This is a genomic window from Shewanella inventionis, assembly GCF_019931735.1.
Lineage (GTDB): Bacteria > Pseudomonadota > Gammaproteobacteria > Enterobacterales > Shewanellaceae > Shewanella > Shewanella inventionis.
Genome location: NZ_CP082926.1, coordinates 3,487,489 through 3,508,134, shown reverse-complemented (window position 1 = coordinate 3,508,134; position 20,646 = coordinate 3,487,489). Strand labels below are relative to the sequence as shown.

16 protein-coding genes and 8 tRNA genes are annotated in these 20,646 nt (G+C 41.3%); 20 read left to right on the top strand and 4 right to left on the bottom strand.

All coding sequences use genetic code 11. From position 1 onward, the window contains the following. The first annotated feature begins 209 nt into the window (after nucleotides 1-209). Nucleotides 210-815: a peroxiredoxin gene (locus K8B83_RS15665; RefSeq protein ID WP_188739843.1), complete on the top strand. Its 606-nt coding sequence runs from the start codon at nucleotides 210-212 to the stop codon at nucleotides 813-815. A gap of 115 nt (nucleotides 816-930) precedes the next feature. On the opposite strand, the gene rnt is transcribed toward K8B83_RS15665, so the two are convergent. Beyond that, nucleotides 931-1,593, bottom strand: a complete 663-nt coding sequence (gene rnt, locus K8B83_RS15660) for a ribonuclease T (protein WP_223418062.1) — start codon at nucleotides 1,591-1,593, stop codon at nucleotides 931-933. Between the two features lie 186 nt (nucleotides 1,594-1,779). On the opposite strand from rnt, the gene K8B83_RS15655 reads away from it, so the two are divergent. The 17 genes from K8B83_RS15655 to K8B83_RS15575 all read left to right on the top strand — a co-directional run bounded on the left by K8B83_RS15655 (nucleotide 1,780) and on the right by K8B83_RS15575 (nucleotide 12,048). Next, nucleotides 1,780-2,649, top strand: a complete 870-nt coding sequence (locus K8B83_RS15655) for a flagellar protein MotY (RefSeq protein WP_188739845.1) — start codon at nucleotides 1,780-1,782, stop codon at nucleotides 2,647-2,649. Between the two features lie 1,025 nt (nucleotides 2,650-3,674). After that, entirely contained in the window at nucleotides 3,675-4,076 is a 402-nt protein-coding gene (ybgC, locus tag K8B83_RS15650; protein WP_188739919.1) for a tol-pal system-associated acyl-CoA thioesterase, read from the top strand. Continuing rightward, entirely contained in the window at nucleotides 4,066-4,755 is a 690-nt protein-coding gene (gene tolQ / locus K8B83_RS15645; protein ID WP_188739846.1) for a protein TolQ, read from the top strand. Before ybgC ends, tolQ begins: the two co-directional genes overlap by 11 nt. Then, the gene (tolR, locus tag K8B83_RS15640; protein ID WP_188739847.1) at nucleotides 4,755-5,183 is read left to right on the top strand and encodes a protein TolR; all 429 of its coding nucleotides are present in this window, start codon (nucleotides 4,755-4,757) and stop codon (nucleotides 5,181-5,183) included. The genes tolQ and tolR overlap by 1 nt, the downstream gene beginning before the upstream one ends. Then, the gene (tolA, locus tag K8B83_RS15635; protein ID WP_223418060.1) at nucleotides 5,184-6,167 is read left to right on the top strand and encodes a cell envelope integrity protein TolA; all 984 of its coding nucleotides are present in this window, start codon (nucleotides 5,184-5,186) and stop codon (nucleotides 6,165-6,167) included. It begins immediately after the preceding gene. Nucleotides 6,168-6,207: 40 nt separating this feature from the next. Continuing rightward, complete coding sequence (gene tolB, locus K8B83_RS15630; protein WP_223418059.1) at nucleotides 6,208-7,536, top strand: Tol-Pal system beta propeller repeat protein TolB; 1,329 nt, start codon at nucleotides 6,208-6,210, stop codon at nucleotides 7,534-7,536. A 23-nt stretch (nucleotides 7,537-7,559) separates the two neighbouring features. Beyond that, nucleotides 7,560-8,096 carry a peptidoglycan-associated lipoprotein Pal gene (gene pal, locus K8B83_RS15625; RefSeq protein WP_160056541.1) on the top strand — a complete coding sequence of 179 codons (537 nt, stop codon included), beginning with the start codon at nucleotides 7,560-7,562 and terminating at the stop codon, nucleotides 8,094-8,096. A gap of 55 nt (nucleotides 8,097-8,151) precedes the next feature. Then, nucleotides 8,152-8,898 (top strand): tol-pal system protein YbgF, encoded by a 747-nt coding sequence (gene ybgF, locus K8B83_RS15620; RefSeq protein ID WP_223418057.1) that lies wholly within the window; start codon nucleotides 8,152-8,154, stop codon nucleotides 8,896-8,898. Nucleotides 8,899-9,171: 273 nt separating this feature from the next. Next, a tRNA-Lys gene (locus tag K8B83_RS15615) sits at nucleotides 9,172-9,247 on the top strand. A gap of 203 nt (nucleotides 9,248-9,450) precedes the next feature. Further along, nucleotides 9,451-9,526: transfer RNA gene (locus tag K8B83_RS15610), tRNA-Lys, on the top strand. Between the two features lie 123 nt (nucleotides 9,527-9,649). Next, nucleotides 9,650-9,725: transfer RNA gene (locus K8B83_RS15605), tRNA-Lys, on the top strand. Between the two features lie 123 nt (nucleotides 9,726-9,848). After that, a tRNA-Lys gene (locus K8B83_RS15600) sits at nucleotides 9,849-9,924 on the top strand. A gap of 43 nt (nucleotides 9,925-9,967) precedes the next feature. Then, nucleotides 9,968-10,043: transfer RNA gene (locus tag K8B83_RS15595), tRNA-Lys, on the top strand. 123 nt (nucleotides 10,044-10,166) lie between these two features. Continuing rightward, nucleotides 10,167-10,242 (top strand) — tRNA-Lys (locus K8B83_RS15590). A gap of 170 nt (nucleotides 10,243-10,412) precedes the next feature. Next, nucleotides 10,413-10,504, top strand: a tRNA-Lys gene (locus tag K8B83_RS15585). Nucleotides 10,505-10,674: 170 nt separating this feature from the next. Next, a tRNA-Lys gene (locus K8B83_RS15580) sits at nucleotides 10,675-10,766 on the top strand. A 130-nt stretch (nucleotides 10,767-10,896) separates the two neighbouring features. Continuing rightward, a complete protein-coding gene (locus K8B83_RS15575; protein WP_223418055.1) occupies nucleotides 10,897-12,048 on the top strand; it encodes a DcaP family trimeric outer membrane transporter in 1,152 nt (383 codons plus the stop codon). A gap of 59 nt (nucleotides 12,049-12,107) precedes the next feature. Here K8B83_RS15575 and K8B83_RS15570 read toward each other — a convergent pair whose 3' ends face one another. Then, nucleotides 12,108-12,368 carry a GrxA family glutaredoxin gene (locus K8B83_RS15570; RefSeq protein ID WP_188739852.1) on the bottom strand — a complete coding sequence of 87 codons (261 nt, stop codon included), beginning with the start codon at nucleotides 12,366-12,368 and terminating at the stop codon, nucleotides 12,108-12,110. A gap of 79 nt (nucleotides 12,369-12,447) precedes the next feature. Further along, nucleotides 12,448-14,175, bottom strand: coding sequence for a DEAD/DEAH box helicase (locus tag K8B83_RS15565; protein WP_223418054.1), 1,728 nt, complete (start codon nucleotides 14,173-14,175; stop codon nucleotides 12,448-12,450). A 219-nt stretch (nucleotides 14,176-14,394) separates the two neighbouring features. Here K8B83_RS15565 and K8B83_RS15560 point away from each other — a divergent pair, with 219 nt between their 5' ends. Continuing rightward, nucleotides 14,395-14,802: a hypothetical protein gene (locus K8B83_RS15560; protein ID WP_223418052.1), complete on the top strand. Its 408-nt coding sequence runs from the start codon at nucleotides 14,395-14,397 to the stop codon at nucleotides 14,800-14,802. Between the two features lie 168 nt (nucleotides 14,803-14,970). Here the strand turns inward: K8B83_RS15560 and acs are convergent, their stop codons facing one another. Further along, the gene (gene acs, locus K8B83_RS15555; protein WP_223418050.1) at nucleotides 14,971-16,923 is read right to left on the bottom strand and encodes an acetate--CoA ligase; all 1,953 of its coding nucleotides are present in this window, start codon (nucleotides 16,921-16,923) and stop codon (nucleotides 14,971-14,973) included. A gap of 286 nt (nucleotides 16,924-17,209) precedes the next feature. Here acs and K8B83_RS15550 point away from each other — a divergent pair, with 286 nt between their 5' ends. Then, on the top strand, nucleotides 17,210-20,629 hold the full coding sequence (locus K8B83_RS15550; RefSeq protein ID WP_223418048.1) for a hybrid sensor histidine kinase/response regulator: 3,420 nt from the start codon (nucleotides 17,210-17,212) through the stop codon (nucleotides 20,627-20,629). Nucleotides 20,630-20,646: the final 17 nt, after the last annotated feature.

The following is a 20,646-nucleotide window of genomic DNA, read 5'->3' as shown; positions in this document are numbered from 1 at the left end:
ACATTTGTATACATTAGTGAGTTTGCATGTTTTATTTTTCAGCAGGTAGACGCTTTTTACGCTGAAATAACTTATAACTAAGCTAAATTAACTGTATGGTATATCACTGAATAAGTACCAGTGGTTCGGATTTTCGATTAATGGATGACTGTGAAAGAATAATTCGTACCATTGTAGCGTGTTAAAAAGCCATTAAATGGAGATTGATAATGAGCGTATTAGTAGGCCGTCCAGCCCCAGATTTCACTGCAGCAGCCGTCCTTGGTTCTGGTGAAATTGTTGACACATTTAACCTAGCTACCGCAATTAAAGGTAAGCCAGCGGTTATTTTCTTCTACCCACTTGATTTTACTTTTGTGTGTCCGTCAGAGCTTATTGCTTTTGATCACCGCATGGAAGAGTTTACTAAACGTGGTGTTGAAGTGATTGGTGTTTCAATTGATTCACAGTTTACTCATAACGCGTGGCGTAACACCCCAGTTGAAAAGGGTGGCATTGGCCAAGTTAAATACACTTTAGTTGCTGACGTTAAGCACGAAATTTGTAAAGCATACGATGTTGAGCACCCAGAAGCCGGCGTTGCTTTCCGTGGTTCTTTCTTAGTAGATAAAGAAGGCCAAGTACGTCACCAAGTGGTTAACGATTTACCATTAGGCCGTAACGTTGATGAAATGATCCGTATGATCGACGCACTTCAATTCCATGAAGAACACGGTGAAGTTTGTCCAGCGGGCTGGTCAAAAGGCGAAAAAGGCATGACAGCTAGCACTGAAGGTGTGGCTGCATACTTAAAAGATAACTCTGCTAAGCTTTAATGCTAAGAGTTTGAATGAATAAAAAAGCTGCTGCGGCAGCTTTTTTATTGGGCGTGAATTGTTACGTAGTTTATCTTATACATACAGGCAGAATATTAAAAATAGCTTGCTGTAGTTACTCTATATTGGCATCTTCATCATCAGCAGTGACAAGAGGCCACCCACCAAGGGCTTTCCAACGATTAACAATATAGCAAAACAATTCAGCAGTCCGCTCAGTATCATAGAGCGCTGAATGTGCTTCTTTATTGTCAAATTCAATACCTGCCATTTTACACGCTTTGGCTAATACAGTATGGCCAATTGCTAATCCTGCTAACGTTGCAGTGTCAAAACTTGCAAAAGGATGAAATGGCGAGCGCTTTAAACTATTACGCTCAATAGCTTGATTCACAAAACCCAAATCAAATGCGGCGTTGTGAGCCACAATAATACAACGATGACAATCCGCGGCCTTTTGCGCTTTTTTGACTTCTTTAAAGATTTCTAAAAATGCGACTTTTTCATCTACAGCCCCCCTAAGCGGGTTTGTAGGATCGATGCCATTAAATGCTAATGCTTCGGGTTCCAAATTGGCCCCCTCAAAAGGCTCAATATGAAAATGTAAGGTTTTATCGAGCTCAATGACTCCGTCACTGTTCATTTTTAGCAAGCTGACAGCAATTTCAAGTAACGCGTCTGTTTTTGCGTTGAAACCTGCTGTCTCAACGTCTATAACCACTGGAAAATAACCACGAAAGCGGTGTTTAAACTTGTTAGCGTCACAAATATCTGTCATTACCTTCTTTTTCCTCAATTGATATCACTTTCAGAGTAAATGATATTAAGCCGAGTATTATGCGCAAACTGACGCTCACTGTCATGTTTGATTGTGGTTTTTATCAACGATTAAACATGATTGCTTGCTAAAGAAACCCTGTAAAAGGCCGATAGCTACTATGTAACCGGTATAAAGGGTGTTTTTATGTGGCGAAAACTGATGGTACTCACAAGTTTGTGTCTTTGCTCAACGGCTCATGCCGATTTGAGACATTATGTGGCGTCTCTTGAAAACTCAGCATGGCGTGTAGGCGAAAATAATCCTATAGAATGCCGCTTAGAGCATGACATTCCTGATTATGGTCGAGCTATTTTCACTAGTATCGCAGGCAAGGAACTCAATTTACAATTTACCTTAGACATGTGGTCAAAGCCAGATTCTGTCACCAATGCCACGCTAATTAGCCGTGCACCGAGTTGGCGTCCAGGCCATAACTCACGGAAAATTACCCAGTTAACCTACCAAAAACAATTTAATGGTGAAGTACCAAAAAAAGCAGCATGGTCGATGTTAGATGAGTTAAGCCAAGGCATGGAACCGACTTTTTACTATGCCGATTGGTATAATCCTAATGCTAAAATAGCGGTTGGATTGTCATCGGCAAATTTTGGTGGTAAATACCGTGAGTTTCGTTCTTGTTTAGCGAACTTATTACCTTACAGTTTTGATGACATTGCATTTACCGTTTTAAATTACCAAGAGGGCGGGGTGGAGTTAACCCGTTTTTCCAAAATGCAGCTACAAAAAGTACAACGTTACTTGTCATTTGATCCTGAAGTCGAGCTTGTTCTTATTGACGCCTATACTGACAGTTATGGAGGGCGCTCTGTCAATCAAAGAGTATCAGACAAACGTGCCGACTCAGTTAAAGATATTCTTATTGCCAGCGGCATTCCTCAAGATCGTATTCGTACAGAAGGTCATGGTGAGAAGCGGCACGTTGCGGCAAATGATCTTGAACAAGAAAGGCAAATCAACCGTCGTGTGGTCATTAAGATAACGAAACCAATATAGCGCAATGATAACGTGATATACACAAACCCGAGTAGTTTACTGCTTGGGTTTTATTTTGCTTGCTGCTTGAGTATTGAATTGTGATGGGCGAAAAAAAGATAAAAAAAAACCCACTCAATCCAAGTGGGTTAAACAATTTGCAATCAACAAATTTAAGGAAGGAAGTCAAGCATAAGAACTAGGGTAAACTGAGGTATTGGGCTACATCAGTTTGACGTTCTTTGTTTTCAACATCTGAATCGGATGCATCGTGAAAACAAGGCTATAGTAGAATGAATGCACTAATTCGACAAACTAGAAAAATTACTGTTTTGCATTAATAAAACTAATGATTAAGGCTGTTTATATTTACACAAAAAAGGCTTTATAAGCTATTACAGCGCTTTTACAGGTTATTATGCATATATTTTGCATAACTAATCGGATTAGCAAAATAACCACGTCGATAATATTTAACAACTTAGCTATAGTCGATTTTTTTAGCGATTTTTTGGGATGTAAAATAACTTAATTGTTGGGCAACATGCCCAAGAAATACCTTTTGGGCTTCATTCTCTACTATTGTTAAGCAGGGGATTATCTCGAGGTTATGAACATGTGGTTTTAAGGTTAAATTAATAAAAGTAGGGTTTCACTATGGCATAACTCCAACCTAAAGATTTAATCATTAAACCTTGGGGCATAAAATAAGATCAAGTGCATAAAATATCTGTTGAACTGCCTGTGCCAAATGCGTTTAACACGAACGGCTTGTTTTGGAGATGTAGTGTTTATTTGGGTTTACATTCTGGGAAAATTTTATTGTATAACCTATGGTTTAATTACGCTTTTTTGTTTAAAAGTTTGTTAACGTTTTGAGCGGAAACATTAAGAAAGCTTCATCTGTTACAGTTTCTGAGCAAATTCGCGTGTTTTAGCGTATTTTGAGCAAAATAAAGTCTGTTTTTAGCCCCTGAGATTATTCACAAGTGTGTTGCTACTCGGTATAGTAAGCCAACTTTTGCCTTCTAAGAATTGATGTTCTGATTATGTTTGTTTGGCCTATATCAATTTATTATGAAGATACCGACGCCGGTGGGGTTGTGTATCATTCAAACTACCTTAATTTTTTTGAGCGGGCTCGAACACAATGGTTAAAAGCGATGGGTATTCGCCAAGCACAATTGCTGGCAGAAGATATTGCTTTTGTTGTTAAGCATGCAGAAATCGATTTTCAAAAAGCAGCAAAATTTGAACAGGACCTATTGGTTGAATCCAAGGTCGTAGAATTAAAGAAAGCGTCATTGGTGTTTCACCAACGCTTAGTAGATCATCAAGGTGATTGCTATTGTGAAGCGACAGTGGTTGTCGCGTGTATATCTTTGTCACGTATGCGTCCCCGCGCTATTCCCCTAAATATGGTTCAGGAGTTTGACAGTGCACGCTGAAATTTCATTTATTGGCTTGTTTTTAGAAGCCAGTGTGTTGGTAAAATTGGTCATGTTGACCTTATTGGCATTATCGATTGTCTCTTGGGCAGTGATCATCCAACGTAATAAATTATTAAGTTCAGCCAGAGTAAAAGCACTTCGTTTTGAGGATACATTTTGGTCTGGTGTTGATTTAAACCGACTATACAAAGAACTCATTGCTCGAGGCAGTTCAATCGCTGGTTTAGAGGCCATGTTTGTTGCGGGCTTTAAAGAATATACCCGTTTGAGTAAAGTGAACAGTAAATCGCCTGAAGCCGTGATGGATGGTACATCTCGTGCGATGCGTGTGAGTTTATCTCGAGAAATGGAAAAGCTAGAGAATAATTTGCCTTTACTTGCAACCATAGGTTCAACCAGCCCATATATCGGTTTGTTTGGAACTGTTTGGGGGATCATGAACTCATTTATCGCATTGGGTGCGGTTGAAAATGCGACGCTAGCAATGGTTGCTCCAGGTATTGCTGAAGCACTTATTGCAACGGCAATGGGCTTATTTGCAGCAATTCCTGCTGTTATTGGTTACAACAGATTCTCGACTCATGTAGAAAAGCTTGAGAATTCATATGCCAACTTTATGGAAGAATTCTCAAACATATTGCAACGTCAAGCATATAGCGAGAAGGAAGCCGGTTAATGTATCAGCGTAAGCGTCGTCGTCCCGTTGCTGAAATCAACGTGGTTCCTTATATCGACGTCATGTTAGTGTTGTTAATTATTTTTATGGTAACAGCGCCTATTGTCTCGCAAGGTGTCAAGGTTGAGTTGCCGCAAGGTAATGCCGAAACCCTGCCTCCTGACAGTAAACCGCCTATTGTTGCTTCTATTGATGCCGCGGGCGAATACTTTTTAAATGTGGGCAGTAGCTCTAACTCTTTAGCAATGGATTTAGAACAAGTGTCTACTGAGGTTGGTGCGTTAATTCAACTCGAGCCATTAAGGCCTGTGGTTGTGAAGGCTGACCGTTCAATTCCGTATGAAAGCGTTATTCAATTAATGATTAGCCTTCAAGGTGCGGGAGTGCCTGCTGTTGGGTTAATGACTGATTCGCCGAAGGAGAACTAGGTGTCTGGAAACTCAGATTTAACCGTACCAGTTTCGATTTCTGCTGGTATTCATATTGGGGCAATTATCATTCTTGCATTAGGGATAAGTTTTGATGATAAACCCAAACAAATGCAAACAGCAGCCAGTGCGCCTGCTGTTCAAGCTATTGTGATTGATCAGCAAAAAGTGACCGATAGAGTTGAACAGTTAAAAAAACAAAAACAAGATGCGTTGCAGCAAGAAAAAGCGCGTCAAGCTGAGCTCGAACGCAAAGCACTAGAGGCAAAGCGTGAGCGTGAAAGCGAGCAAGAAAAAATTAAAGCATTAGAAATCCAACGTAAGTTGAAAGAGGCTGAGACCCAAAGAGCTAATGATGCAGCAAAAGCCGCTCAGGTTAAGCAGCAGCAAGAGAAAGAGCGGGCTCAAAAAGCTGAAGAGATCCGAAAACAGAAAGAAAAAGAGCAAAAAGCTGCTGAAGAGGCTGCTAAGCAAGCTGCTGAAAAACGCAAGCAAGAGGAAGCTACAGCTAAAAAAGCGCAAGAAGAGCGCCAACGAGCTGAAGAAGAGCGTAAGCGCAAAGAAGAAGCAGAGCGTAAACAGCGTGAAGATGCAGAACGTAAGCGTAAAGCCGAAGCAGAAGCTAAAGCAAGGCAAGAGCGAGAAATGGCTGAGGCATTAGCGGCTGAACAAGATTCGTTGTCTAAAACGCGTAACAAGCAAGTATTATCAGAAGTTGATAAATATAAAGCGATGATTATTGCTACGATTCAACGTAATTTAGTCGTTGATGAGTCAATGCGTGGTAAAAGTTGTCGAGTGTTTATTCGCTTAGCATCAGATGGATTTGTAACGACAGCACAAACCCTTGAAGGTGATCAAGTTGTTTGTCGTGCAGCTAAAGTGTCTATAAACAAGGCAGGTCGTTTACCTGTATCGCCAGAGCCTGCTGTTTATCAACAGTTAAAAGAGATTAATTTAACCGTTTCACCGGAATTTAATTAATATCAAACATAGTAAGATGGAATTAAATTAAAGGAGTCGCATGAAGAATTTGGCTAAATGGTTAACACTGGCACTTGTTGTGTTAACAACACCTGCTCGCGCAGCGTTAGACATTGTAATTACAGAAGGTGTTGATGCTGCAAGACCTATAGCGATTGTGCCGTTTATTTGGCAAGGTCAAGGTCCTGCACCGGCGTCTATATCTGATGTTGTGACTTCAGACCTAGCCCGCAGTGGTGCGTTTAAGTCATTAGATGTGCGTGCATTACCACAAACAACCTTGTCATCTATTAGTGGTTTTGCTGCTCAGAACTGGGCAAACGTTGATGCAGAGGCGATTGTTGTTGGTAGCGTAAAACCTTATGGTGCTGATCAATACCTTGTTAGTTTTGAGTTGATTGACTTGTTTAAAGCACGTAGTGCAATGAACAGTGGCCCGGTCAATAACAATGAGTTATTGCTTGAAAGCCGTGAGACTGTCATTAGTGCTAGTCAATTTAGGCAATACGGCCACCGTATTAGCGACATCGTTTATGAAAAGCTAACTGGTGTTCGCGGTGCATTTTTAACGCGTATCGCTTATGTGGTCGTAAAACAAGGTCAAAAAGCACCATACCATTTAATGATTGCTGATTATGATGGCTATAACGAGCAAATGTTATTACGTTCACCAGAGCCACTTATGTCACCAACATGGTCACCTGATGGCCGTCGTTTAGCGTACGTGAGTTTTGAAAACAGAAAAGCAGAAATTTTTGTACAAGACATCTATAGCCAAACGCGTACTATGGTGAGTAGTTTTAATGGTATTAATGGCGCTCCATCATTTTCACCAGACGGTAAAAAGTTAGCCATTACGTTGTCAAAAGATGGCCAACCAGAAATATACGTTGTCGATATTGCGACTAAATCTTCACAGCGCATTACTGACCATTACGCGATCGATACAGAGCCTTCGTGGTTCCCTGACGGTAAATCATTGCTATTTACCTCAGAGCGTGGCGGAAGGCCACAGTTATACCGCGTAAATTTAGATACAAATAAAGTCTCTCGTATGACATTCGAAGGTGAATGGAACCTTGGTGGTTCAATTACTCCTGACGGACGTAGTATGATTTTTGTAAACCGTACTAATGGTAAGTTCCATATTGCTAGAATGGATTTAGCGACACGCTTTATGCAGGTGCTTTCATCAACTCAACTTGATGAATCACCAAGTGTTGCACCAAATGGCACTATGGTTATCTATGGTACAACCCATCAAGGTAAACAAGTATTAGCTGCTGTTTCTGTAGACGGCAGATTTAAAGCAAGATTGCCTGTCGGCCAGGGCGAGGTGAAGTCACCAGCATGGTCTCCGTTTCTCTAAATAGATATTGATAAGGATTTAAAATGGATCTGAATAAGTTGTTCAAAGCTATGTTGGTTGCAGTTCCGCTTATGGCACTGGGTGCCTGTAGCTCAACTTCAGACTCTGAAACTGACGCTAACGGTTCTATGAGTGGTACTGGTAGTGAATATGGTGCTGGTGGTATTGAAACGGGTGGTGCTGGTGCAGTATTAAGCCCAGCTGAACAGCAACGTTTAAAAGAACAAGAGCTACGTCGTCAAAACATCATCTACTTTGATTTTGACCGCAGTGAAGTTCAAAGCGAAAATGCTGACATTCTTCAAGCACATGGTAACTATTTAGTAGAAAACCCAAGTGTACGTGTATTGATCGAAGGTCATGCCGACGAACGTGGTACGCCAGAGTACAACATCGCACTTGGTGAACGTCGTGCGAAAGCGATTGCTAAATACTTACAAGGTATGGGTGTGCAACCTAACCAAATGAGTATTGTAAGCTACGGCGAAGAGAAGCCATTAGATTTCTCTCGTACAGACACCGGTTTCGGTTTAAACCGTCGTGGTGTATTAGTTTACTAAGCGTTAAAAATATAAGGCCAACCTGTTCGGTTGGCCTTTTTTAGGAGTAGACAAAATGAAACAATCCATTTTAGTCGCGGCCATGTTCTTCACTACTGCGAGTGCATTTGCAGCGCCAGCGCCAGTGTCAGACGCATCTGGTGGTTCAAATGAAGATCGAATTGCAAAATTAGAGCGTATCATTAAAGCCAAACAGCAAGTTGAGTTTGATATGCAACGCCGTATGGATTCATTACAAAATGAAGTGTTGGATTTACGTGGCATTACTGAGCAACAAAATTATCAAATGAATCAAATGTTGCAGCGTCAGCGTCAACTGTATGAGGAAATTGCTAATCTTACTGCTAAGTCTTCAACTCCAGCCGCGCCAGCTGAAAGCACACAAGCGGATCCTGCCGCAGTTGCAGCGGCCAGCTCAACATTAGGAGAAACAGCGAGTTATGAAGCTGCTGTTAATCTTGTGTTGAAAGATCGCAAATACGATGACGCGATTCCTGCATTTCGTGATTTTATCACCAAGTATCCTGATTCTAGTTATGCTGCCAATGCAAACTATTGGTTAGGGCAGTTGTTGTACAACAAAGGCGATTATTCAGCTGCTAAACAGGCGTTTAGTACTGTTGTGAGTAAATTTTCAGATTCTAATAAGCGTGGCGATAGTTTAGTAAAACTCGGTATGATTGCTGAAAAAGAAAACGACACAGCCGGTGCGCGCGCGTTATACAATAAAGTCCTTAGCGAATACGCTGATAGTGCATCTGCTCGCCTTGCTCAACAGCAATTATCAGCTTTAAAAGGCTAATTAAGACAAAAAACAGCCTCTTAGTCTGTTTTTCATGCAAACAACAAGAAATTATAAATTTGCGCTTGCATGAGAAATTGAAAAAGGTATTATAGGCGCCCTCAGAACGGCACAGCCTTCTGAGGGGTTTAAAAGCGTTAATCACCTCAATGTAGTTACTGCACACAGCGATTAAAGTTTACCAAACCAAGATGGGTCGTTAGCTCAGTCGTTCTTGAAACATAGACAGTTGGCTTTTGCTCCAGTAAGTGTTGAAACTTATAAAACCAAGATGGGTCGTTAGCTCAGTCGGTAGAGCAGTTGGCTTTTAACCAATTGGTCGAAGGTTCGAATCCTTCACGACCCACCACTTTTTAAATCGTGGCTAAAGAATTTAAATATTTTATCCAGATGGGTCGTTAGCTCAGCGGGTCTTGAAACATAGACAGTTGGCTTTTGTTCCAGTAAGCAATAAAGCTTATAAAACCTAGATGGGTCGTTAGCTCAGTCGGTCTTGAAACATAGACAGTTGGCTTTTGTTCCAGTAAGCAATAAAGCTTATAAAACCTAGATGGGTCGTTAGCTCAGTCGGTAGAGCAGTTGGCTTTTAACCAATTGGTCGAAGGTTCGAATCCTTCACGACCCACCACTTTTTAAATCGTGGCTAAAGAATTTAAGTGTTTTATCCAGATGGGTCGTTAGCTCAGCGGGTCTTGAAACATAGACAGTTGGCTTTTGTTCCAGTAAGCAATAAAGCTTATAAAACCTAGATGGGTCGTTAGCTCAGTCGGTAGAGCAGTTGGCTTTTAACCAATTGGTCGAAGGTTCGAATCCTTCACGACCCACCACTTTTTAAATCGTGGCTAAAGAATTTAAGTGTTTTATCCAGATGGGTCGTTAGCTCAGTCGGTCTTGAAACATAGACAGTTGGCTTTTGCTCCAGTAAGCAATAAAGCTTATAAAACCCAGATGGGTCGTTAGCTCAGTCGGTAGAGCAGTTGGCTTTTAACCAATTGGTCGAAGGTTCGAATCCTTCACGACCCACCACTTTTTAAATCGTGGCTAAAGAATTTAAGTGTTTTATCCAGATGGGTCGTTAGCTCAGTCGGTAGAGCAGTTGGCTTTTAACCAATTGGTCGAAGGTTCGAATCCTTCACGACCCACCACTTTTTAAATCGTGGCTAAAGAATTTAAGTGTTTTATCCAGATGGGTCGTTAGCTCAGCGGGTCTTGAAACATAGACAGTTGGCTTTTGTTCCAGTAAGCAATAAAGCTTATAAAACCTAGATGGGTCGTTAGCTCAGTCGGTAGAGCAGTTGGCTTTTAACCAATTGGTCGAAGGTTCGAATCCTTCACGACCCACCACTTCTTGATTTCTCTTCATATTTATTTTTCGTTAGTTTAAATTCCTTTCAGATTTATAATCACATTTTTCGTTTATACCTAAACTAAAATGGGTCGTTAGTTAAGTCGGTCTTGAAACATAGACAGTTGTCTTTTGCTCCCGTAAGCAATAAAGCTTATAAAACCAAGATGGGTCGTTAGCTCAGTCACTTTGGTTTAAATCAACAACGGCAGTTGGCTTTTAACCCATTGGTAGAAGGTTCGAATCCTTCACGACCCACCACTTCTTGATTTCTCTTCATATTTACTCTTCGTTAGTTTAATTTTCTGTTAGTTTTATTATTCAGCTTGCATTGATGCTAAAAACTAAAATGGGTCGTTAGTTAAGTCGGTCTTGAAACATAGACAGTTGTCTTTTGCTCCCGTAAGCAATAAAGCTTATAAAACCAAGATGGGTCGTTAGCTCAGTCACTTTGGTTTAAATCAACAACGGCAGTTGGCTTTTAACCCATTGCTTGAAGGTTCGAATCCTTCACGACCCACCACTTCTTGATTTCTCTTCATATTCATTTTCGCATATCTACTTTTGTCTCATAGACTTATTGCCAATGTTACTTGGATGTTAATTGTTCGATATTGCAGAGGATTAAAATAAAATCAATAAGGGAGATGGTTATGAAACAAGCGACATTAAATTTATCTATTGCAAGTGCATTATTGGTGATGAGTGGGGGTGCTCATGCTGCAACAGATATGACATTTGGTGGGTATATTAAAGCCGATGTTATGTTTAGTGATTATGGCAATGGTGCACCGGATTCAGGTGCGCTTTCAAGGCAGTTTTATGTGCCAGGGACGATTTACGGTACAGAAGGAAATGGCAAAGAAGTTGTTGATTTCCAGGCGAGAGAGTCTCGTTTTAATTTTAAGACAGTTACTGATTTAGATGGTCATACATTGACGGGGTTTATCGAATTAGATTTTATGACACACACGGATGGCAATGAGCGAGTATCAAACAGTTATTCACCCAGAATACGGCATGCATTTGTGAGTTACGATGAATGGACTGTAGGTCAAACATGGACGACGTTTCAAAACCCTGGTGCATTACCTGAAAATTTAGATTTTGTGGGCGCCGCAGAGGGGACTCCTTTTGTTAGGCAGTCGCTCATTCGCTATAGCAGCGGTAATTGGCAATTTGCGATAGAAAACCCTGAAACCACAATTACTCCTTTTGGTGGTGGCTCACGCATAACCAGTGGCAGTGGTGTCGTTCCGGATTTTGTTGGTCGATATAATTTTAATACCTCGGATGGTTCGTCTTTTTCGGTAGCGGCTATTGTTCGACAACTTAATGTTGAGCAGGTGGTTGGTACTACGTCTTATGACTCGTCAGAGATGGGGTATGGTGCAAGTGTTGCTGGGGTGATACCCGTAGGTAAAGATGATTTAAAATTTACAGCAACTTACGGTGAAGGGCTTGGCCGTTATATGGCATTAAATTATGCTAATGCAGGTGTGATTGATGCCGCTGGTGATATTCAAGCAATTAAGTCGTTTGGTGGGTTTGTTTCATATCGTCACTGGTGGACGGAGCAATGGCGTACTAGTGTGACATTTTCTGGATTTACGGCTGATAATGACATTGCTCTTACTGGAGAGGCTGTGAATAAATCGGCCTATTCAGCTTATGTCAATTTATTGTATTCACCATCAAAACCATTAACCTTTGGTGTGGAGTTTATGCATGCTCTAAACGAGCTTGAAAATGGCTATGAAGGCGATTTAAATCGAATTATTTTTTCTGCTAAATACGTGTTGTAATCTCGTAAAAAAAGAAAAAGGCAACAGTTACGTTGCCTTTTTTAAGTCTTAAGTTTGACTTACTTGAGCAAGTTGTTTTGACGAACATAAGCTTCAAAATCAGTGCATCCACCAATTGGCTGCTCATCAATAAAGATTTGTGGCACAGTTTCTACCGTTTTACCTACACTTTTAGATAAATCGGCTTTTGTAATACCTTCTGCGTGAATGTCGACGTATTTAAATTTAAAATCTTCATTTTGAGCGGCTAACTTTTCAGACAGCTCAACAGCGCGAACACAATATGGGCAACCTGGACGGCCAAAAATAACTACAAACATGGTAACTCCTGTTTAATGGTATGGGCAATTTATACCATATGAGCTTTTTAATTCATAATGCTTAGCGATTAATTATGTTTTAACTCATATCGATTTTATATTTGCCTTGATAATCAAAAAATGACTCAATTAAATCCCAACGATGTTTATTTTTTTTTAACAATAATAAATCCGGTTTTCTGAAACGCGCTTGATCAATCAGTACGTCATCAACACAACGGTATTGTGGGTGTAATAAACCAGGTGTGCGAGTGTGCCTTATGACAAATACGGCATAAAAAGCGCGTTGTTGTGCTTTGGTTGTTAATTGAAAGGTTTGCGTAAAGTCATTACCTTCAATATCGAAATAGCGAATAAATAACTTACCTTCTTTGTCACTTAGCAGCATTTCCTGACATTTAAATAAATGGTGATGTTGCGCATTGAGTACTTGTTTTAGGCGTTTGTCTGGATCAATCAAGGTTGACTGGCACGTTTGACAAATACGCGCGGCGATATCATTTTCTGCACCGCAATCAGGGCATGATTTTGAGCGGAAACGAAAATCACATTGTTTAGTGTCATCTATCAATCCCTGACAGCGACGACCAAAGTGTTCAATGATGTCGCCATCAGCGTCAACTAATCCCCAAAAGGTATTGGCAAACTGGCAAACAGGGCAGTGTACTTGCACAGGTACTGACTTACTGTTTGGCTTAGTTTGGCCAACTTCGGGATAAAATAAATCGTAACCATTGGCGGCGTAATCAATGACCAGACAATCGGATTTATTGTCAGCTAAACGTAGCCCTCTACCAATCATTTGTTGAAATAAACTTATTGAGGCTGTGGGGCGTAAAATAGCGATAAGATCAACATGAGGTGCATCAAACCCCGTGGTAAGCACGGCAACATTGACAATAAATTTAAGGTGTTTGTTTTTAAATTTTTCAATGATGTCATCTCGTTCATTATTCGGTGTGTTTGCCGTTATTAATGCGGCATCATCTTCCATTAATGCCATTATCTCTTCTGCATGGCGAACTGTGGCGGCAAATATAAGTGCACCTTGACGCTGTTGAGCTAATTGTTTCACTTGCTTAATAATGGCGGTAGTCGCTCGCCCTTGATGACTGAGTAAATTATCCACTTCTGCTTGTGGGTATTCATTGGCTTCAGGCGGCGCTAAACGGCTAAAGTCATACTGAGCACTGAGGCCATCAAAGATTGTCGGTTTAGTTAAATAACCTTTCTTAATGAGCGGACGCATCGGCAATTCAAAAATACATTTTTCAAAAACGGGGGTGTCAGTATTGCCGACTTTACCGTGATAATGGTGTCGATATATCCAACCTAAACCTAATCTATATGGCGTGGCAGTGAGCCCGAGTAATTTAAGTTGTGGGTTTTTAGTGCGTAAGTGCGAGAGTATTTGCTGATATTGACTGTTTTGCTCAGTGCTCACCCTATGACATTCATCAATGATAACAAGTGAAAATGTTTGGTTGAATTGATTAAGCGATCGAGACGCGGATTGCACACTGGCAACAACGGTTTTGCCATTGGCCTTTTTTTGTTTTAGCCCAGCCGAATAAATATTAGCCTCTTGAGTCAATAATCCTACTTTTTCAGCGTTTTGTGCGACCAACTCCTTTACATGAGTCAGTATTAATACGTTGCCATTGGCAATTCTTGCCAGTTCTGCAATCACAATGCTTTTGCCTGCCCCTGTAGGTAGCACTAATACTGCCGATTTTTTGCTTTGTTTAAAATGTGTCACAGCAGCGTCTACGGCTTGCTGTTGGTAGTCTCGCAGGGTAATTTTCATGTTTGGGATAGGCTTTATTAATGAACAGTAGACTTAAAATTATTTTGCAATAGAGTAACATAGAGATTAACGGGATAAATACGATTTAGTGTTATTTAACGCTGATTAGGCATGTTGCTTTGATGGGTTAATCACATTTTTTTTGTTGAATTAGTGTAGATTTATGAAAAGTACGCAATCGATATACTGATAATAAAAATAACAGTTTCAGGAGGATATATGCGATACATATTAGCGTTTATATTGTTAATAATGAGTCAGCTTGTTATGGCGCAACAAGGGCTTGTCGTTGAGATATCAATTGAAGAAAACGTGCAAAACTCGCAGGATGTGACCATGTCAATGTCAAAAATTGTAATGGGGTTAAATGAAACGGCATCTGTAGATGTTGAAGGTGATTATGGTGTAACAATTGTGTCAAAACAACTGCAAGGTAAAAGAGTTAACCTGCTTGTGAGTTTGCATGATCAATCAAATGGTGCTCCAAAATTAATTGGGGACAAAGCGCTAAAATTAACTGTGGGGCGCTCAGCTCATTATAAATTAAGAGCAAATGATCATTTATACAAAATAAATATCGATACCCGGTATGGTGAATTAGATGACGATGATGCTCAGAAAGACTAAATCAACCTCGAGTTTTATTGTAAACCCTTATTAAATAAAATTTTACGCAGTAGTGATTCGCTTCACAGTCAAGGCGTGCTATTGGAAACTGCAATTTACATGAAAAAAAGGCCCCTCACAGGAGGGGCCAAGCGAGAAATTGGTCAGGATTTCTCATGGGTGGATAAATTATTCGGTTTTGTTTAAACGGGTTTCAATTAAGCTGTCAATCACGGCAGGATCTGCCAATGTTGAAGCGTCACCTAAATTAGTCACTTCATTGGCGGCAATTTTACGTAAGAAGCGGCGCATAATTTTGCCAGAGCGTGTTTTAGGTAGTCCGCTTGCCCATTGGATTAAATCTGGGGTTGCTAATGCACCGATCTCTTTTCGTACCCATTGACGCAACTCTTGGCGAAGCTCTTCAGTTGGCTCTATGTCTCTTGTCAGAGTGACATATGCATATATGCCTTGGCCTTTAATGTCGTGCGGGTAGCCAACAACAGCGGCTTCTGCGACTAACTCGTGGGCAACCAGTGCGCTTTCGACTTCTGCGGTGCCTAAGCGGTGTCCAGATACGTTAATGACGTCATCTACACGACCAGTTATCCAGTAGTAGCCATCTTCATCTCGACGAGCACCGTCACCTGTAAAGTACATGCCACGGAATGTTTTAAAGTAGGTCAGGGCAAATCTGTCATGATCGCCAAATACTGTTCGCATTTGTCCTGGCCACGAATCAAGGATCACTAGATTGCCTTCTGTGGCGCCTTCAACAATATTACCCATGTTGTCGACTAATGCGGGCTGTACGCCAAAAAATGGTCGAGTGGCAGAGCCGGGTTTAGTGTCTGTTGCGCCCGGTAATGGACTAATGAGAATACCGCCGGTTTCAGTTTGCCACCAGGTGTCTACAATCGGGCAGTTTTCATGGCCGATCACCTCATGGTACCAACGCCAAGCTTCAGGGTTAATAGGTTCTCCCACAGAGCCCATAATCCTCAATGAATCACCTTTGTAACTGCTAAATTGCTCTTTACCCTCAGCCATTAACGCACGGATTAACGTTGGGGCAGTGTAGAGAATATTTACTTTATGGCGGTCGATCATTTCACCTAATCGTGCCGGTGTTGGATGATTTGGTACCCCTTCATGAATTAATACCGTCGCTGCATTGGCAAGCGGGCCATACACCATATATGAGTGGCCAGTAATCCAACCCACATCGGCAGTACACCAGTACACTTCATCTGCTTTATAGTCAAACACATATTCGTGTGTCATTGAGGCGTAAACCATGTATCCGCCAGTGGTATGCAACACACCTTTAGGGTTACCGGTTGAGCCAGAGGTATAAAGTAAAAACAGTGGATCTTCTGCGTTCATTTCTGTTGGCGCACAATATTCAGAAGCGACTTCCATTAATGAATGCCACCATACATCGCGACCTGCGACCCAATCTACATCACCACCGGTACGTTGTAATACAATGACTTTTTCAACGCAGTCTACATCGGGATTTGATAACGCTTCGTCGATACTACGTTTTAATGGAATTTTACGACCGCCGCGTACACCTTCATCTGCAGTAATTAATACTTTTGATTTCCCATCAATGACCCGCGAAGCAATTGAATCGGGGGAAAATCCGCCAAATACTACAGAGTGGATTGCACCAATACGAGCACAAGCTAGCATAGCAATCGCAGCCTCAGGCACCATTGGCATGTAAATAGTCACAACGTCACCTTTGCCTACACCTTGGCTGCGAAGTGCATTGGCAAATTTACATACGTCAGCGTGTAATTCTGCATAGGTGATTTTACGCTGTTCATTTGCGTCATCACCTTCCCAAATGATGGCCAGTTTATCGCCGTGCTGTTCTAAATGACGGTCTAAACAGTTTGCTGAGGCATTTAATGTGCCATCATAAAACCAGTTGATGGATAAGTTGTGGTCATCAAAAGAGGTTTTTTTAATTTTGGTATACGGTTTAATCCAATCAATACGTTTGCCATGTTCTCTCCAAAAACCTTCTGGATTTACGATGGACTCCTGGTACATTTTCTTATATTGATCGTTATTAACCAGTGCGTTATCTGCGATGTCACTAGGAACTTTGTAAAGAGACTGCGAGCTCATAGGGGCTTCCCTTTCTAAAAATGGCGTGAGTAAAGTATCATCTGCAACTGACCGTTAACACTATTAGACCTTGGTCTAGTTTTAAAATATCCTTAATATTTAGTCTGTTGCACGTGTTACAGTGAGTCAATTAACTATGTAGGTAGCCGTTGATGCCGAGGTTTGGCCTTGCTTAGTTTGTTTTATGCTCAATGCATTAGATTATGATAGAAGTAAAATCGATTGTGAGTCATCTTATCTGTAAAACTGAGGTAAGGATAAATATTAAAATGATAGCGGACGTTTAATGAATTTAACTCTTATTGTTGCCACTATAGCGGTGTGTTATGTGTCGTTGTTATTTATTTTGGCATGGTGTGCTGAGCGTTGGTTCAGTAAAATAAGTCAAAAATTGCAGGTATGGATTTATGGATTAAGTCTTGCTGTTTATTGTTCATCATGGAGTTTTTTAGGCACGGTAGGGCAATCGGCTACTGATTTATGGTCTTTTTTACCCATTTTTGTTGGCCCTATTTTAGTGTTTACGCTTGGGTTTGGCATGCTACGAAAAATGGTGGTGGTGTCAAAAGCGCAAAATATCACCTCAGTGGCTGACTTTATCGCTGCCCGTTATGGTAAGTCTCAATTACTTGCCGCAATCGTCACCCTTATTGCATTATTTGGCATTATGCCGTACATCGCGTTGCAACTTAAAGCAATGGTATTCAGTCTTAATCTGTTTCAACCCGACGACAACCCGTTAAGCCCCGTTGCAGTACCATTGTTAATCACCATCATCCTTGCTGTTTTTGCGATTTTATTTGGTACTCGAAAATTAGATGCAACAGAGCACAACCCTGGAATGATGGTGGCTATTGCATTTGAATCGTTAGTGAAATTAGCGGCGTTTATTATTGTTGGTGCTGTGATTAGTTTTGGTTTTTTTGATGGTTTTGGCGATATTTGGCAGCAGGCCTCAGCGAAAGGATTACTAGAAAATAGCCATTTACGCCTTGAGTCATTTTTACCCGAGTTATTTGTTGGTATGGCGGCTTTTTTGTGTATGCCAAGACAGTTTCATGTCATGGTTGTGGAGTGTGGCGGCGAGCATATTTTAAAGAAATCTCGCTGGATATTTCCTATTTATTTAGTGCTATTTGGTATGTTTGTCGCCCCGTTAGCGTTAGCTGGCCGAGTTTATTTAGGTGACTCAGTTGCAGCAGATACCTATGTTATCAACCTGCCATTAGCACTCGATCAACCCTTTTTAGCTGTAATCGCACTATTAGGCACTTTGTCAGCAGCAACTGGCATGGTCATTGTAGCCGTGGTAACTATCAGTGTGATGGTGAGTAACGAATGGCTGGTGCCGTTTTTGTTGCGTACAGGTCAAATCAGAGAAAAGAATTTTAGTCAGTTTTCGCAGTTGTTACTCAATGTACGCCGTTTAGCAATAGCGGTGATTTTAGGCTTTGGTTATTTAAGTTACTTAACCCTAGCAGAAAGCGACTCATTATCGCATCTAGGTATGTTGTCATTTGGCGCATTTTCTCAATTGGCGCCAGCGTTGGTGGGAGGATTGTACTGGAAGCACGGTAATCGAACCGGGGTTTATTTGGGGCTTGCTGTAGGTTTTAGCTTGTGGTGTTTTATTTTATTACAAAGTGCAGGCGCAAGGTTTATTGGCGGCGAGTTTGACTTACTGAGATCCATTAACCCAAATGTGAGTGATACGTTAGTCGCGTTACTGGCTAATGTGGTGTGTTACGTTTTAGGGTCTATTTGGTTCAGAGCCGGCGTCGCTGAACGTATTCAGGCGAGTAATTTTGTTAAGCCCTGGGCGCTAAAACAAGATGCAAATAAACGTCAGGGGCCGATATCTCAGCAAGATTTACTTATTTTGGCAAGTCGATTTGTCAGTCCGACTCGTGCCTATGAAAGCTTTAGCCGTTTTTCTCCCGACGCGGTAAAAAGTGACGGTTGGTATAAGGCGGCTCCAGAGGAGTTAATTGCCCACACTGAGCATATGTTGTCTGGTGTTCTTGGGGCGTCTAGCGCTTCGCTGGTGATGGACTCTGTGCTGCAAGGGAGGGATTTAGCGCTTGACGAAGTGTTTAGCCTGGTCGATGAAGCATCATCTAAAATCATTTTAAGCCAAGATATGCTTCGTGGTGCCATTGAACATGCCTATGAAGGGATGAGCGTGGTAGATAAAGACCTGAATTTAGTGGCTTGGAACTATCGATACGCCGATTTATATCAATACCCAGAAGGCTTTTTGCAGCAAGGTATGCCAATAGCAGATGTGGTTAGATTTAATGCCTCACGGGGGTTTTGTGGTAAAGGTGATATAGAAGAGCAAGTTGCTGTTAGGGTGCAGCATATGCGCAACGGCACACCTCACACTTCAGAGCGTGAGCGTAAAGATGGCAAAGTGATAAAAATTCAAGGTAATCCAATGCCTGATGGCGGCTTTGTGATGACATTTACTGACATTACTCAATACCGGTTACAAGAAAAAGCCTTACTTGAAGCCAATGAAACATTAGAGAGTCGAGTAAAAGAACGCACCTATGAACTGGCGATGCTCAACAGTGAATTACTTGAGGCAAAAGCGCAAGAGGAACTGGCCAATGCTTCTAAAACTCGATTTCTGGCTGCGGTAGGACATGATTTAATGCAACCGCTCAATGCCGCGAGACTTTTTACAGCATCATTATCGCAATATCCTAATTTAGATTTAGAAGCGCAAACAACCTTAACCCACGTTAATAGCTCATTAAAAACTGCTGGAGAGTTGCTAACAGATTTACTCGACATTTCTAAGCTTGATTCCGGCATGGTTGACGTTAATCGGCGCGACTTTGCCGTATCTGAAATCATTAACGGCTTGTCTGTTGAGTTTGACGCGATGGCGGCAGATAACCAAATTTCATTTTCGATGGTGCCATGCTCGGCAACGGTAAATTCAGATCCATCGTTACTGAGGCGTATTTTGCAAAACTTTTTAACCAATGCGTATCGCTATGCTCGAGGAGGCAAGGTGTTATTGGGTTGTCGTCATCGTGGTGATTATATCGAAATCCAGGTGCTTGATACCGGATGTGGTATTGATGAGCATGAAACCCAAGAAATCTTTAAAGAGTTTAAGCGCTTAAATCATCCTAGCAGCCGTAATGTGAGTGGTTTAGGTCTTGGGTTGGCGATTGCCGACAGAATAAGTAAAGTGCTTGATCATCCTATCCAAGTTCGATCGTCGCTTGGAGAAGGCTCAATGTTTTCTATCATGGTGCCGTTAGGGCAAACAATTAGCCAGGTGGTGGCTAAACCAACCCCTTCACTTATGCAACCTCTGGCAGGCGTTAAGGTGTTATGTATTGACAATGAAGAAGCCATTTTAGCAGGGCTGGATTCCCTTTTAAGCCGTTGGCAATGTGAAGTTATTTGTGCAACAGATATTGCAGATGCTCGCATTAAGTTAGGCCTTAAAGGTGTGGCGCCAGACATTATTTTGGCTGATTATCATTTAGATGATGATAAAAATGGCGTTGATGCCATGGATGATATTCGCTCACGCTATGGTGCACACGTGCCCGGGATTTTAATCACCGCTAACACCAATAAAGATCTTGTTGATGACATTGAACGACGTGGGTATCACTATATGGCAAAAATGGTAAAACCAGCGGCTTTACGCGCCCTGATCTCGAGTTTAGTTAAAAAATAGTGGCTACATTGGAGTTG

Coding starts and splice junctions, on each gene's coding strand:
- acs (WP_223418050.1), bottom strand. CDS start 16,923: ATGAGCTCGCAGTCTCTTTACAAAGTTCCTAGTGACATCGCAGATAAC.
- tolR (WP_188739847.1), top strand. CDS start 4,755: ATGTATCAGCGTAAGCGTCGTCGTCCCGTTGCTGAAATCAACGTGGTT.
- K8B83_RS15565 (WP_223418054.1), bottom strand. CDS start 14,175: ATGAAAATTACCCTGCGAGACTACCAACAGCAAGCCGTAGACGCTGCT.
- K8B83_RS15655 (WP_188739845.1), top strand. CDS start 1,780: ATGTGGCGAAAACTGATGGTACTCACAAGTTTGTGTCTTTGCTCAACG.
- ybgF (WP_223418057.1), top strand. CDS start 8,152: ATGAAACAATCCATTTTAGTCGCGGCCATGTTCTTCACTACTGCGAGT.
- pal (WP_160056541.1), top strand. CDS start 7,560: ATGGATCTGAATAAGTTGTTCAAAGCTATGTTGGTTGCAGTTCCGCTT.
- K8B83_RS15575 (WP_223418055.1), top strand. CDS start 10,897: ATGAAACAAGCGACATTAAATTTATCTATTGCAAGTGCATTATTGGTG.
- K8B83_RS15570 (WP_188739852.1), bottom strand. CDS start 12,368: ATGTTTGTAGTTATTTTTGGCCGTCCAGGTTGCCCATATTGTGTTCGC.
- K8B83_RS15665 (WP_188739843.1), top strand. CDS start 210: ATGAGCGTATTAGTAGGCCGTCCAGCCCCAGATTTCACTGCAGCAGCC.
- tolB (WP_223418059.1), top strand. CDS start 6,208: ATGAAGAATTTGGCTAAATGGTTAACACTGGCACTTGTTGTGTTAACA.
- K8B83_RS15550 (WP_223418048.1), top strand. CDS start 17,210: ATGAATTTAACTCTTATTGTTGCCACTATAGCGGTGTGTTATGTGTCG.
- rnt (WP_223418062.1), bottom strand. CDS start 1,593: ATGACAGATATTTGTGACGCTAACAAGTTTAAACACCGCTTTCGTGGT.
- K8B83_RS15560 (WP_223418052.1), top strand. CDS start 14,395: ATGCGATACATATTAGCGTTTATATTGTTAATAATGAGTCAGCTTGTT.